Source organism: Chitinibacter tainanensis DSM 15459 (assembly GCF_000429785.1).
In the GTDB taxonomy this organism is placed as follows: Bacteria; Pseudomonadota; Gammaproteobacteria; order Burkholderiales; family Chitinibacteraceae; genus Chitinibacter; species Chitinibacter tainanensis.
In genome coordinates this window covers 551,603-566,463 of the sequence record NZ_AUCN01000009.1, presented here as the reverse complement: position 1 = coordinate 566,463, position 14,861 = coordinate 551,603, and the positions used below count along the sequence as shown (strand labels likewise).

Below are 14,861 nucleotides of genomic sequence, written 5' to 3'. Positions count from 1 at the left end.
CCCACCCCCAGAAAAACAAACGCCGGGCATTGCCCGGCGTGGTGTACTGCAATGCCCATTTATGCCCACGGCAGTACCGTGGGCTCGGGCTTATTTGATTTTCACGCTGCCTGTCATACTCCACGGTGTCCAGTTCAGACCGCTATCGCGCACGCGCACGCGGTAGTACCAGGTTTCACCACTGGACAGCTGCAAGGCCGCTGGTTTGCTGGCGAAGCGATCATAGCTAGATACATGCGTACACTGCCCGCCACGTGGGCCGGTGAGTGTGGTGCAACTGGCGCCTTTGGAGAGCGACCAGCGCTCGAAGGCTTCATTGCCACCGTCTTGCAAGATCTCGCGCGCTTGCAGGGCATTCGCGAGTGAAAGCTCATTAATCGACTTACCGGCGCGGGTATTAGTGAAGCTGGCTTCAGTACTACCGGTGTAGAACCAGTTTTCTTTGCGCGTCTGGTTGCCCCAGATGTCAAAGGCATCGCTAAAGTCGGCATTTTTCGCCAGTTGCCAATGCGCTTCCAGCCCATCCAGCCCTGCTAGTGGCACAAATTGCAGCGTCAGCTCAGCCAACGCCACTTCGCCCAGATCACGTTGCGGCAGGCTTGGTGGCACCACCAGCGGCTGCTGGGTAATCTGCGCCTGATCGGTCACCGGGAAGGTGGTATTGGTGCCACTCACACCGCTGGAACGCCGTACCACGGCCAGGCTTTGCTGCGGCCCGAAGCGGAAAGTGAGCGTGTTGTAGCCAAATTCATCGCGGGTAATGGTGAAGATATCGAGATCTTTGCCATCACTCCCTTGATTACCGCCGCCTTCCAGACCGCCGCTGGCGCTGGCGGCATTCAGCCACAGGTGTTTGACATCCATCGAATGCCCGCGCGCATAGCTATGCACATGGCCGAACAGATTGCCGGTGATGGCCTGGGTGCGGCGGCTGTAGTCTTCCAGCTCGGACACAAACTCGCAGGTGGCCATCACTTCGCCATTGCGCCATTTTTCTGACAGACACGGGCCGTGGTTGATGCTGAAGACATACGGCTTGGCTTGCTGCTCGGCGCTGGCGATTTGCTGCTTGAACCAATCAAGCTGCGCCACACGGAATTGATCCCAATACATCGACATCGGGGTCCAGTTGCCATGGGCATGGCGGCCAGAAATCGGTGTGGTATCGAGGCTGATCAGTTTCAGGCCCAGATAATCGGTGCTGTACCAGAAGCCGCGATACAGCGCCGAGCCATTATCCGGCACGCCAGCAAAGTATTTGCGATAGCTTTGCATCGCCTTATTCAGATCTGGCTGGGTGACCTTGGCCGGGTTGCCCATCTCTTCGGCGAAATATTCATGATTACCCGGCGCCGGAATAATCGGCACATAGGGGCTGAGCGCCTGCATACGGCCAAAGAACTGATTACGCCACTGATCGCGCGAACCGCCACTGGCCACAATATCGCCATGGTGGATAATGCCGGCGATTTTCTCGCTACATTGCACTGGATCGGTGCTTTGACATTCGAGCGGAATCACGCCTTTGTTCACGATATCGGTAAAGATCGTGCCACGGCCATCCTGGGTATCGCTAAACAGCACAAACTTGGCCTGCTCCACGCCATCACCCGCTTTGGGCCAGGTTTTGAAAGCGTAGCGCTGTGATGTATAAGCTGTTAGGCCATCCGCGCTATGCGTTCGCACGTAATACTCGTACAGGGTATTTGATTTGAGCTCGGTGAGCGCCGCATGGTGCACGGTGGCGTCTTTGGGGTGAGGTACCGCAGCAAAGCGGCGGAAAACTTCGCCACTGCCAAATGGCCGCACCCAGACTTCGCCCTGCACTTGCGCGCTTTCAAACATCACCGTCATGCGATCGGGGCCGGGGCCTTGCAGTGATGGCGCGATGCTGAAGGTTGGCAAGCCGGCGCCGCTCGGTGGCTGCTGTGGATCGGGGCTTGGCGTGGCAGTAGGTTGCGGCGTAACGCTTGGCTGCGGGGTGGCCGTTGGGCTTGGGGTCACGCTCGGCGTTGGGCTTGGTGGCAAGGTGGTCGGCTGCGGTTTCAACACCGCCAGCGGCGCTTCGGCCTTGGCCAGACTTTGCACTTCGGCATCTGACAGTGCACGCTGCCACACCGCCAGCTCGTCGTATTCCAGCGCAAAACGCTCGGCCGGATAGCGGCTGTAATAATCACCGCGCGCATCTTCATTCAGCGCCCAGCGATTAAAGCTTGGCAAGATATTCCCCAGCGCCGCGAAATTAAGCTTGATGCGATTCACAAAGCCTTTGTCGTCGGTGGCGGCGGCAGTCAGCACTTTGGCCTGCTCATCGACGGTGAGCGCAATATAGGCCCAGCCTTTGCCGGCGCCCGGCAGATAGCCATCCAGCCGCTTGCTGCCATCGCCAATATTGATTTTCAGCCGGCCATCATTATTGCGGCCAATCGAAACCCCGGGGTTGAGGCCAGTTTCCCAGTCTTTATTGGTCAGGATGCTAGCCAGCTTATTGCCCATGTCTTCCGGCATGCGCAGCCAGAAACCGATGGTGTAAGTGCCACTCAAAGCGCGCGGCAAAAAGAGCGCTGCGCCCTGCTTGGCATCGAGCAACACACCATTGGCAAAGCGGCCAGTGCTACGCTGCTGCGGTCCAACCGCTTGCAAGGTAATGCCGGCGACGCTATCGCTTGCGCCCTGCTCCAGCGGGTAGTAATGCACCAAGCCTTGCGTGAGCGATGCCAGCGGTGGGGTCAGCGGCGGCAGGCTTGGCGTTGGGGCCGGGGTTGGGTTTGGCGTTACGACTGGTGTGGCAGTTGGCGTCGGTACGATGGTGGGGGCAGCCGTTGGGGCTACGGTTGGAACGGCGGTCGGAGTAGGAGTCGGAGTCGCCGTTGGCACCGGAGTCGCACTTGGTGCTGGCGTCGCGGTCGGCGCCAGCGTTGGGCTTGGCGTTAACGCTGGGGTGGCAGTCGGGTTCACCGTCGGGCTAGGCGTCGCGCAAGGCCCCAGCGCGCGCCACGGGCCCCATTGGCCACTGGTGGCCGGCTGATCGCCACGCGTCCACCACTTGGCTTCGTATACTTGCCCACCAACGACTACGCGCTGGCCAGCGGTATAAACGCTACTGGCAAGCCACGGAGCGGCACATTCACCCGCAGCCGGGGGCTGAGTGGGGCTCAGCGTCGGCTGCGTAGTCGGATTCAGGCTCGGCTGTGGGCTAGGCGGCAAGGTTGGCGTGCCGGCTTTGGTTTGCCACAGCACTGGCGTTGCGGCCGGATTCCAGTTCGCGCCATGAAATGCAGTGTGCGTCAGCAAAGCGGTGTATTCGCGGTTGCCGTACTGTACCGTGCTACCCGCCGGGTAAGTCACGCCTTCTTGCCAAGGCTCGGCCGCGAACACAGTGCCACTGCTGATGGCCAGGCACAGCGCCTGCAGCAGCAAAGTGGGGGTTTTAGGTTGCCACATCGGGTCTTGCTCCATCGATTTTTGGGGAAAATGCGCCCACATACGGGCGATGGAGCGGATGCTAACGCTGGGCATTTGCAGGCTGATGTCAGCTCACCGCAGTTTGCCGGGGTGGGCTATCAGCATTTACGGGTGATTTGTCATGCTTTTGTCATTTGTCGCAGAATTTGCGCCGACCCCAAAGCACACAGGCAGCTTAGCGCTGCCTGTGTTTGTGTACCCTACCGATGTATCAGCCTATATGGCTTTTAGATAAAAGCCGACAGGCCAATACCCCTATTTAATCTCTGCCAGAAAGTCACGCGCGGGCACAATAATCAGTCCTGCCCGCTGGCCGGGCGGTACATCGGGGTTGGGGAAAATAATCCGCGCCTGCGCCTCGTCAATCACAAAGGGCACCCCGGCATCGACGGCCAGTGTCATGCCTTGGGTCAATGGCGTGAAGTTATCGGTTTTGCCATCAATGGCAAAACTGAAATCATGGCTGGTTTTGGGGATTTCGCGCGACACGCGGAAAATCTGTACCTGCGGTGGCACCAGCTCAGGCTGGGGCAGCTCACCCGCAATCAGCGCGCTGAGGTAACCATCGAGTTTGGAGAGATCGATCCCCTGATTGTGCCCAAATGGCCGCGCGCTACCCAGCTCGACGGTGAAGGCTTCGGCATCGTATTTAAAGCTGGATGAATACGAGAACGTGCTGGAGCTGGTGGACTGCAGCAGCACGGTATCCACGCCAGCGAGGCTGAGGCGGGCAATGGCTTGCGCTTCAAAACGCTTACCCGGTTTAGGCAGCGGATAAATCGCGAATTTTTCGATCAGCGAGCCATGAATGGCGGTGTGCAAATCATAGTGCAGGCGTGGCGCGGTGGAATCGCTAAAAAAGCGGCCAACGTGCATTTCCAGCATCAGCGCGCGGCGTTTTTCCAGCCCGTCTTCCACTTGCGGGGCGCGGTTAAACAGGCGATTCATGTCTTCTTCAACAAAGCGTTTACCGCTGCGCAGCGCCGCCACATTGCCAAAGATAAATAACACCCGCGCTTTGACTTTCAGGCTGCCAGTCATAATGCGCTCGATCAGCGCTTCCACTAGCTCGACCGGCGCAGTTTCATTGCCATGAATACCGCAAGAAATCACCAGATCGAGCGGATTATGCGGCTGCTGGCTTGGCTCAAAGCGGATCACCCCTTCATCCAGCACCTGCACCGATGGCCCGTGGGGCAAACAATAGGGCAGAGCCAGTGCGGTTTCACCGGCCAGAGTTTTTTGCAAGAAGGTCGACATGGCGGGCCTCAATTCTCAAATACAGGGCACCTACTGATGATAGGTGACGCGGGAAAGCCCGCCAGTGTAGCAGGCTGCGCGGTGGCTTACATCCAAGCCAGCTTGGGCTGACCTGCCACGCAGCGCAAAAGCGACGCTCAGGCCGCCCCCCCACCGGTAGGTAACATCAGGTGGCGACAGGCAGCGACTCTGCTTCGCCCTACCCGCCGCAACCCCTATTCACCGGCAGCCGAGCGCTGTTTACAGATCAGAACCAGCGCGCTGGAATGGATAAATCGAGCCCAGCTGCAGGATTTGCGTCAGCTCATCCAGCGCCGTGCGCACTTCCACCACCAGCTGTGGATCGACCAAATCCGCCTCACCCAAGCGATCGCGGTAATGCTGCTGCACCCAGCCCGTTAAGCGGGCATACAGCGCATCGTTCATCCATAGGGCGGGGTTGACCGCGGCGATTTCAGCCTCGTTCAGCGACACGCGCAGGCGTAAGCACGCGGGGCCGCCGCCGTTTTGCATACTTTGCTTGAGATCGAACACCAGCACTTCATCAATCGCAGTATTACGGCTCAGCAGATCTTGGAGATACGCCCATACCGCCGGGGTATTACGGCACTCTTCCGGCACTACCAAACGCTGGCGACCAGCACCTTTGGCCAATAGCTGGCTATTAAACAGATACGATTTCACTGCCTCGGCCACGCTCACGGCGCTGCGGGGCACTTCGATAATCTGAAAATCAGGCCCGCATTTGGCGCGCAGCTCGGCATACACGCTGGCGCTATCCAAAAACGCATCCTGATGGGTAAACAGCACCTGCTGATTGCCGACCGAAATCACATCATTGTGAAATACGCCGGCATCGATCACCGCCGGATTTTGCTGGGCAAATACGGTGCCCGCGGCAGTCAGGCCATGCCGGCGCGCAACGGCCTGGCTCGCTTCCAGCGTATGGCGCGCGGGGAAACGGCTTGGCTCATGCCGGCCACCCCAGTGCTGACGACCATAAACAAAAAATTCGACCCCCGCGCCGGCATAGTCGCGGCAAAAGCGGGTGTGATTGGCCGCGCCCTCATCGCCCAGCGCCGCCAACATAGGCAAGGCTTCGTGCACTGCAAAGCGGTTACTATCGGGAAACATCGCGCGCAGCGTGCGGGCCGTTTGGCGGTGTTCGAGGGCGCGATGGAATTTATTCTGCAAATTGGCCACGGTGAAATGCACCCGGCCATCGGCGGTATCGCCCGATGGGCTCACGGTGGCGGCATTGGCCGTCCACATTGACGAAGCCGAACACATGGCCGACAGATACCCTGGCTGTGTATTGCCCACAGCAGCAATGATTTCGCTATCGCTACCGCCATACCCCAGTTCACGCAGCATCCACACGGCTGGGCGTTCTTGCGGCGCAAACACACCCTGCCGGTAGCCCAGATCGGCCAGCGCTTTCATTTTCGCCAGCCCCTGCAGGGCGGCTTCGCGAGGGTTCGCCAATTGCTTGGCATTGCCAGTGGAGGCGACATTACCAAAAGAATGGCCACCGTAATGGTGCGTGGGGCCGACCAGCCCGTCAAAATTGGCTTCAACGCCAGGCGCAGCCGCGCCGGCGAGGCGACTTGTTTGCTCGCTCATTTACAGGGTCATCCCAGGTGGTAGCTGACTTGGGCAGCTCAGTTGTTCGGCTTCGATCGAGGCGACCGGATAGGCGCAATAATCCGCAGCGTAATAGGCGCTGGCGCGGTGATTACCCGAAGCGCCCACGCCGCCAAATGGAGCAGCGCTGGAGGCACCGGTCAGCGGTTTATTCCAGTTCACGATGCCGGCACGGGCTTCGCGCCAGAAAAAATCATAATCAGCGCGCGCATCGCTCAATAGCCCGGCTGCCAGCCCAAAGCGGGTGGCATTGGCCAGAGTGATGGCCTGAGTGAATTCGCCATAACGTTGCACTTGCAGCAAGGGGCCGAAGTATTCTTCATCGGGCAACTCACGCACAGCGCTCACATCCAAAATCCCGGCCGACAGCAAGGCGGTATCCGCTTGCAAACGGCGCAGCGGTAGCAGCGTGGTCGCGCCCGCCGCCAACAGCCGCTCTTGCGCGCGCAAGAGTTGCTCGGCGGCCTGCAGCGATACCACCGCGCCCATAAACGGCTGCGGCTCGGCATCCCACGCGCCCACTTGCAGTGCATCGGCCACTTGCACCAGGCGTGCCAAGAAGGCATCGCCCCACTCGCCTACCGGCACCAAGAGGCGACGCGAGCAGGTGCAGCGCTGACCGGCGGAAATAAAGGCCGATTGAATCACATGATGCAAAGCGGCATTGATATCGGCCACTTCGCGCACAATCAGCGGATTATTGCCGCCCATTTCCAGCGCCAGGATTTTATCTGGCTGCCCGGCAAACTGCTGATGCAGCGCATAGCCCGTTGCCGCGCTGCCGGTGAAATACAGGCCATCAATTTGCGCATGCGCCGCCAGCGCCACGCCGGTGTCGCGCGCGCCTTGCACCACATTCAATACCCCGGCAGGTAGGCCAGCGGCCAGCCACAGCTCAGCGGTTTTTTGCGCGGTCAGTGGCGCCAGCTCCGAGGGCTTAAACACCACACAGTTGCCGGCGATCAGGGCCGGCACGATATGGCCGTTGGGCAAATGGCCGGGGAAGTTATACGGGCCAAACACTGCTACCACGCCGTGAGGGCGATGGCGCAGCACCGCCAGCGCATCGCCTTGCGGTGCTTCTTTGTAGCCGGTGCGCTCTTCATAGCTTTTGATCGAAATATCGATCTTATTCACCATGGTGGTGACTTCGGTTAGCGCTTCCCAGCGTGGCTTGCCGGTTTCGCGCCCGATGGTGGCCGCCAGCTCCGCCTGATTGGCTTTAAGTAGCTCGGCAAAATTGCGAATAATCGCTATCCGCGCGGCCAGATCCAGATCGCGCCAGCCCGCGAAAGCGCGACGGGCACTGGCAACCGCGGCATCGATATCCGCGGCAGTGGCCGCTTGCCCTTCCCAGACCGGCGCCTGGGTGACCGGATTGCGCGAAGTGAAAGCCGCGCCCTGCCCCGGTTGCCACTGACCATCAATCAGGTTGCCGTGAATCACATTCATGAATTACCCCTTTGCAGACAATGGAACGGCGCGCACGCTGGCGCCGTCGTCAAGATTCAATTGGGCCAGCACGGCACTGGTCAGCGGCAAGCTGTCTTCCAGTGGGCGGGTGATGGCGATGGTGGCGCGAAAATCGGCCAAGCCACCGTTACTGACTAGCCATGGCGTGCCATTTTTGGGTTCGGCCGCCACCGTGAGGGTTTGATAGATACGGCTTTCGCGTACCGCGCGGATATTGTCGCGCTGGCAGGCCAGACTTGGGCCGGCATCAAAAATATCGATATAGCCTTGGTAGGCAAAGCCTTCGCTTTCCAGCATGGCACGCGCGGGCGCAGTGGCCGGATGCACATGGCCAATCACTGCCTGCGCCTCATCCGAGAGCAAGCAGGTATAAATCGGGTATTTGGGCATTAATTCGGCAATAAACGATTTACTGCCCACGTAGGAAAGGAAATCGGCCTGCGCGAAATCCATCTTAAAGAAATGCCGGCCCAGGCTTTCCCAGAACGGCGAGCGGCCAGCTTCATCCGACACGCCGCGCATCTCAGCGATCACCTGCGGGCTAAAGCGCTGCGGGTGCTCCGCCATAAACAGAAAACGCGATTTGGACAGCAGCGCCCCATTGCCGTTTTTGCGGTATTCAGGATTCAGAAACAGCGTACACAGCTCACTGGCGCCGGTTAGATCGGAGGTTAGAAACAGCGTGGGTAGCTGTTTGTAGATATCCAGCTCGCGCGAAGCATGTACCGATAGGCCGACCCGGTAGTTGTACCAGGTGTCATCCATGCCCACGGCGCCTTCTATGCCGCAAATACCGGCCAGCGCCCCGGTGGTATCGTCTTCCAGCGCAAAGAGATAGCTGGCCTGCCCCAGCGGCAATTCGGCCGCCAAGCTATTGAGGCTGGCCTCAATCCGGCGGGTAAAGCGCGCCGGATCAGGTTGCAAAGTAGTAACCCCGACACCGGCCGAACTGGCCAGCGCCAGAATCGCCTCAAGATCGGCTAATCGGGTAGGACGAATCAACATTGGCCAAGCCTTTGCCCGCAGGGCAACAAACGACTTTTTCAATGTAGCAAAGGGTTATGGCAAAACGTATTGGGTCTATCCCCAGCCGCCGTGCGGTTTAGCGGCCGATCAGAGGCTTAGCGCGTGGCAAACAGCGAGCGACCACCTTCAAAACGGGTGGCGAAATAGGCTTTATCCAGCGATTCGATCCGCACTCGCCCTTTGCTGGACGGTGCATGGATAAATTGCCCATCCCCCAGATAAATGCCCACATGCGAAAACGGCGTGCCCAGGGTATTAAAAAACACCAGGTCACCGGCCTGTAGCTGCTGCCGGCTCACTGGCCGTGCGGCCTGCGCCATTTCGGCCGCGGTGCGGGGCAACAAGACATTCAGCGCATTTTGGTACACATAACGCACCAAGCCACTGCAATCGAGCCCGGCTTCGGGGTTGTTGCCGCCGAACTGGTAGCCGGTATCCAGTAAGCCCAGCGCCACCATCACCACTTCGCGAGCGTCGCCCGACACTTCAATTTTACTTAATGATGGTTTGGTGGGTATTGAGCCAGAAGGCTTATTGGCATTAGGTTTGGTTGAGGTACACCCACCTAGTATGGCGAGCATTGCAATGATGATGACCGCCGATTGGTGCGGGCGCAGCAACTTAAGCATCGGCCAACACCTTAATATGTTCGGTTACGCTACGGGCCAGCGCCGACAGCTCGTAGCCACCTTCCAGCATAGACACAATCCGCCCCTGCGCATGCGTGGCAGCTACTTTCATCAGCTGGCGCGTTACCCACGCATAATCGGCCTCGACCAGCCCCATTGAGCCCATATCGTCTTCTAAATGCGCATCAAAGCCGGCCGAGATAAAGATTAATTCGGGCGCAAAAGCATTCAAGGCCGGCAACCACTGCTCGGTCACGACTTCGCGAAACTCAGCCCCACGGCTGGCTCGCGGCATCGGCACATTCAGCATATTCGGGCCTTTGGGTACATCACCCGAATAGGGAAAAAACGGGTGCTGGAAGATACTTACCATCTGCACTCGCGGCTCATCAAAAAACGCGTCTTCGGTGCCATTGCCGTGGTGAACGTCAAAATCCACAATCGCCACTCGGCTCAGGCCGTAGTGCTCCAGCGCATGCCGGGCGGCGACGGCGATATTATTCAGAAAGCAAAACCCCATCCCGCGGCTGCGCTCGGCATGGTGGCCTGGCGGGCGCACCAGACAAAACACATTCCCCGCCCGCCCTTGCATCAGCATATCTACCGCCTGCACGCCAGCGCCGGCCGCATAATAGGCCGCATTGAGCGAATACGGATTCATGGCGGTGTCGGGCTCGAGGTGGACATGGCCTTGCGCCGGGCTCATCAGCGCCAGCTTGTCGAGGTATTCGGCTGGATGCACGCGCAATAATTGCTCGCGTTCGGCCGGCTGAGCCTGCACATGCAAAAGGTAATCCCAGATACCCGAGGCCATCAGCCGATCTTGAATCGCGGCAATCCGCTCCGGACACTCCGGATGCCCCTTGCCCATATCGTGCAAACTGCACGCTGGATGCCCAATTAATGCCGTTGCGCCGCTAGACCCGTACAATCGGTTTACCTATGATTGAAACTATTCTGTTGCAAAAGTTTACGCCTCAGCGCCAGCAAGGAAAAGAATGAGCCCGCAAAGTCGCGAATTATTACAACGGCTACACGCCGCCGAACAACAGCTCAATGGCATTATTCTGGGCAAAGCGCCTACCTTGCGGCTGGCACTGGTGTGCCTGCTGGCGCAAGGGCATTTGCTGATCGAAGACGTACCCGGCGTCGGCAAAACCACACTGGCCCATGCGCTGGCGACGGTGTTGGGGCTGAAATTTGCCCGGGTGCAATTTACCAGCGATCTGCTGCCGGCGGATTTGCTGGGTGTATCGGTGTATGAGCGGCAAACCGAGCAGTTTCGCTTTCACCCTGGCCCGATTTTTACCCAGCTGCTGCTCGCGGATGAAATCAACCGCGCTACCCCCAAAACCCAGTCGGCGCTGCTCGAAGCCATGGCCGAGCAGCAAGTGACGATTGATGGGCAAAGCAATCCACTGCCCAAGCCGTTTTTTGTCATCGCCACCCAGAACCCGCAAAACCAAATCGGCACGTTCGCCCTACCCGAATCGCAGCTGGATCGGTTTTTGCTGCGGCTGGAATTAGGCTATCCCGATGCGCGGGCCGAACGCGCCTTGCTCACCGGTCAAAGCCGCCGGGATCTGCTCGCCGGTTTGCAGCCTGCACTCACACCGGCGCAGCTGTTGGCCGCGCAGCGCACCATTGAAGACATCAAACTGGCCGAGCCGGTGCTCGATTATATTCAGGCCTTGATCGCGGCCACCCGCGAAGATCAACGCTTTAGCTGCGGGCTTTCGCCACGGGCGGCGCTGGGCTTGGTGCAAGCGTGCAAAGCCGCAGCATGGCTTGCCAACCGCAGCATGGTTATCCCGGAAGATGTGCAGCAGGTCTTCCCCGCTCTGGCCGGCCATCGCTTGTTGCTGCGGCAAAGCGGCCGCGCTGATCCGCATTGCGCCTTGCAATTACTGCGTGTGGTAGCCATTCCCTGATGTGGGCCAATCTAAAAGCCGCCCTGCTGGCTTACTGGCAGCGTTTTTTGAGCCGCCAGCACCCCGCACAGGCCGGCCGGCTGATCATTCGCCACCAGCGGCTGTATATCCTGCCCAGCGTGTATGGTGTGGGCTATGGGCTGGTGGCGCTGACCATGCTTGTGGGGGCGCTGAATTATCAATTGAGCTTGGGCTTTTTTTTCTGCTTTTTATTACTGGGCATTGCCCACGCTATTTTGCTGCGCAGCTATGCCAATTTGCTCGGCATGGCGATCAGCGCAGGTGAAGCGCAAGCGGTCTTTGCCGGCGAAGATGCGCTGTTTCCGATTTTGCTGCACAACGATAAAACCCAGCCGCGATTGGGCATTACCTTGCAGCTAGGCCAAGGTGAGCCGGTGCAGTGCGAGCTGCTGGCAGGCCAAAGTCATCAGCAACTCCTGTTACCGCTGGCCACGCACCAGCGAGGTTGGCTGAGCCTACCGCGCTTTACTATCGCCAGCAGCGCCCCGCTGGGCTTGTTTCGCTGCTGGACTTACGCTGAAGTCGCCAGCCAAGTGCTGGTCTACCCCCAACCGGAAGAAAACCCACCGCCACTACCCGTGGGTGGCCAGCAAGGTGACGGGCAACAGTTGGTCGCTGCCGGGCAGGATGATTTTGCCGGGCTACGTTCTTTTCAGCGCGGCGATGCGCTACATGACATCGCCTGGAAACAATCCGCCCGCAGTAATGAGCTGCTGATTCGCCAGTATCAAAGCCCGCAAAGCGAACAGCTATGGCTGTCGCTATCGGCGCTCACCCAGCTCCCGCTTGAGGGGCGGCTGTCCCGCCTGTGCGCCTGGGCCATGCAGGCGCATGCCGCCGGACGCAGCTATGGCCTAGAGCTCGGTAGCCAGCAAATCCCGCCCGGGCATGGGCACGCCCATTTGCATCAATGCCTGCGCGCGCTGGCCGAGTACGCAGGGTAAGCCATGGTCAAAGCCCACACCCTGCTCGCGTTGCAACACCAACAATGGCTGAGTATCACCCTCGCCATATGTAGCTTGCCGCATTTGGTGCAACAACCACCGTGGCTAGCAGCCTGTCTGGCGCTGGTGTTATTGGTGTTCAGCAGCCTCAGCCCCGATTGGCGCAGCCGCATTCCGCGCTGGAGCACCTGGCTACTGGCCGGGGTAGTGGCCACCTTGGTTTGGCAGGCGCACAACACGCTGGTGGGGCGCGAAGGCGGTGTGGCCGTGCTATTAGCATTGGCCATCGTCAAGCTCCTCGAGACCCGCACACGGCGCGATGCGCGGGCTTTATTGCTACTGATGTTTTTACTGACGGGGGTGGCTTTTTTGCACGGGCAAGAGCCGTGGCAAGCCGCCTATGCCCTGCTGGCCAGCGTGGCGATTATTGCCTGTGCGCAACACATTGAAAACCAGATACTTCCACTGGGTAACAACCTGAAAGCCTCAGGCAGAATACTATTGGAAGGCATACCCATTGCCATCCTATTGTTCGTATTATTTCCACGCCTGCCTTCCCCACTGTGGGCCGTACCGGATAGCCAGCAAGCGCGCACTGGCCTATCCGGCGAAGCAATGACCCCGGGCAATATTGCCAACCTGATTCAAGATGACAGCATTGCTTTCAGGGTGAGTTTTCAAGGCCCCGCCCCGGATAGTGCCGCCCTGTATTGGCGTGGCCCGGTTTTTGATGATTTTGATGGCGAACAGTGGAAACCCGCCTACGCCGAGACCGCCCCGCAGGCGGCGATTCGCTTTACCCAGGTGCCACAAATCAGCGGTGAAGGCCCCGGCATTCAGTACACCATTACGCTCGAGCCCAATCAGCAGCCATGGTTGCTCGCGCTGGATATGCCGGTGCAAATTCCTGCGGGCACGGCGCTGAGTAATCGCCTGCAGCTGATCAACCCAAGCCCAATCACCGAACGTAAGCGCTATACCGCTACCTCATTGTTGCGCTGGCAAACCCGGCACGATACTGACGAGCAAATCATGCGCAGCCTCACCTTGCCCGTGGCGGGTAACCCGCAAGCACGTGCGCTGGCCAGTCGCTGGGCCAGCTTACCACCCGCCGCGCGGGTGCAGGCCGGTTTGCAATGGCTGCAAACGCAGGGTTACCGCTACACGCTCAGCCCACCGCTGTTGCAAAGTCGCGACCGGGTGGATGAATTTTTATTTCAGAGCAAACTGGGGTTTTGCGAGCATTACGCCAGTGCTTTTGCCTTTTTAATGCGCGCCGCACAAGTACCAGCACGGGTGGTGACCGGTTATCAGGGCGGCAAAGCCAATGGTGATTACTGGATTGTGCGCCAAGCCGAAGCCCATGCCTGGGTGGAAGTATGGCTAGCCGAGCAAGGCTGGCAGCGGGTCGACCCCACGTTTGTCGTGGCGCCTAGCCGGATAAACGAGGGGCTGGCCAATGCCGTTAATACCGCCGAGCTGCCGTTTATGCTGCGCAATGACAATGCCTGGCTACGGCTAGCCCGCTTGCGGCTGGATGTGCTGGTTAATCACTGGAATCAATGGGTGGTCGGCTTTGATCAGCAAAAGCAGCAAGATTTGCTGAAAAAACTGGGGATTGAGGATTTTCTGTCGCTCAGTTTTCTCGCCTGGCTATTTGGCGGATTGCTACTGACCTTGGGTGGCTTTGCCGGCTGGTTACTCTACAAACACCGCCCGGCACGACTTGATGCCCCTAGCCGCGCCTTGCGCCAGCTCGAGCGCAAACTGCAACTACCCCGCGAGCCCAGCGAAACCGTCAGCGACTATTTGGCCCGTGCCAGCAGCCAGCGGCCCAGCCTAGCGCGCCGGCTGCAGCAAATCGGCGCGCTGTATCTGGCTTGCCGCTATGCCGAGCAGGCCGAGAAACTGGGCGCACTCCGCCGCGCCATAGCTGCATTGCCAGCCCGTAGCCGCCGCTGAGCGCGGGAACCTTTTTCGCGCCAAGCGACTCAGACGCGGTTCGCCTTTATCACAAATCAAGCCCACATCACTTCGGACGGACAAAAGGCGGCCGGCTGGTAGATTTTCGCTGGCTCAAAGGCTAGAATGATCCGCCTTTGTTGGGCTTTACACACGGAAACGAAATAAACCTATGTTTATCACTCCTGCATACGCCGCAGCTGCGCCGGCAGAACCAAGCGCTTTCATGTCATTCTTGCCAATGATCGTGATCTTCGTGATTTTCTGGTTCCTGATGATCCGCCCTCAGCAGAAAAAGGCCAAAGAGCACCAAGCGATGCTCACCGCCCTGCAAAAAGGCGATGAAGTTGTGACCAATGGCGGGATTGTTGGCCGCATCGTCAAAATCAAAGAACAAGAGCAATACCTCAGCATCGAAATCGCTGACGGCGTTGAGATTGTGATTCAACGTGCTGCCATCGCCTTGCGCGTGGAAAAAGGCACGCTGAAAAACAGCAAGTAATACC

Annotated in this window: 11 protein-coding genes; 4 read left to right on the top strand and 7 right to left on the bottom strand. The window is 59.1% G+C overall.

From position 1 onward, the window contains the following. Positions 1-90: 90 nt before the first annotated feature. The 7 genes from G482_RS20800 to G482_RS0103810 form a co-directional block, all read right to left on the bottom strand. Positions 91-3,519, bottom strand: a complete 3,429-nt coding sequence (locus tag G482_RS20800; RefSeq protein WP_084414446.1) for a carbohydrate-binding protein — start codon at positions 3,517-3,519, stop codon at positions 91-93. A 201-nt stretch (positions 3,520-3,720) separates the two neighbouring features. Further along, entirely contained in the window at positions 3,721-4,725 is a 1,005-nt protein-coding gene (gene astE, locus G482_RS17175; RefSeq protein ID WP_051258694.1) for a succinylglutamate desuccinylase, read from the bottom strand. Positions 4,726-4,965: 240 nt separating this feature from the next. Continuing rightward, a complete protein-coding gene (gene astB, locus G482_RS0103830; protein ID WP_051258693.1) occupies positions 4,966-6,348 on the bottom strand; it encodes an N-succinylarginine dihydrolase in 1,383 nt (460 codons plus the stop codon). Next, on the bottom strand, positions 6,349-7,821 hold the full coding sequence (gene astD, locus G482_RS0103825; protein WP_034618693.1) for a succinylglutamate-semialdehyde dehydrogenase: 1,473 nt from the start codon (positions 7,819-7,821) through the stop codon (positions 6,349-6,351). It lies immediately after the preceding gene. A 3-nt stretch (positions 7,822-7,824) separates the two neighbouring features. Continuing rightward, positions 7,825-8,847, bottom strand: coding sequence for an arginine N-succinyltransferase (gene astA / locus G482_RS0103820; RefSeq protein WP_028448921.1), 1,023 nt, complete (start codon positions 8,845-8,847; stop codon positions 7,825-7,827). A gap of 116 nt (positions 8,848-8,963) precedes the next feature. After that, a complete protein-coding gene (locus G482_RS0103815; RefSeq protein ID WP_034618690.1) occupies positions 8,964-9,497 on the bottom strand; it encodes a C40 family peptidase in 534 nt (177 codons plus the stop codon). Next, on the bottom strand, positions 9,490-10,368 hold the full coding sequence (locus G482_RS0103810; protein ID WP_034618689.1) for a histone deacetylase family protein: 879 nt from the start codon (positions 10,366-10,368) through the stop codon (positions 9,490-9,492). The genes G482_RS0103815 and G482_RS0103810 overlap by 8 nt, the downstream gene beginning before the upstream one ends. Positions 10,369-10,495: 127 nt before the next feature. Here G482_RS0103810 and G482_RS0103805 point away from each other — a divergent pair, with 127 nt between their 5' ends. The 4 genes from G482_RS0103805 to yajC all read left to right on the top strand — a co-directional run bounded on the left by G482_RS0103805 (position 10,496) and on the right by yajC (position 14,857). Continuing rightward, positions 10,496-11,428 carry an AAA family ATPase gene (locus tag G482_RS0103805; RefSeq protein WP_028448918.1) on the top strand — a complete coding sequence of 311 codons (933 nt, stop codon included), beginning with the start codon at positions 10,496-10,498 and terminating at the stop codon, positions 11,426-11,428. Then, the gene (locus G482_RS17170; protein WP_051258692.1) at positions 11,428-12,393 is read left to right on the top strand and encodes a DUF58 domain-containing protein; all 966 of its coding nucleotides are present in this window, start codon (positions 11,428-11,430) and stop codon (positions 12,391-12,393) included. Before G482_RS0103805 ends, G482_RS17170 begins: the two co-directional genes overlap by 1 nt. 3 nt (positions 12,394-12,396) lie before the next feature. Further along, entirely contained in the window at positions 12,397-14,355 is a 1,959-nt protein-coding gene (locus tag G482_RS17165) for a transglutaminase TgpA family protein (RefSeq protein WP_051258691.1), read from the top strand. 226 nt (positions 14,356-14,581) lie between these two features. Beyond that, positions 14,582-14,857, top strand: a complete 276-nt coding sequence (yajC, locus tag G482_RS0103790; protein ID WP_373277555.1) for a preprotein translocase subunit YajC — start codon at positions 14,582-14,584, stop codon at positions 14,855-14,857. Positions 14,858-14,861 lie beyond the last annotated feature (4 nt).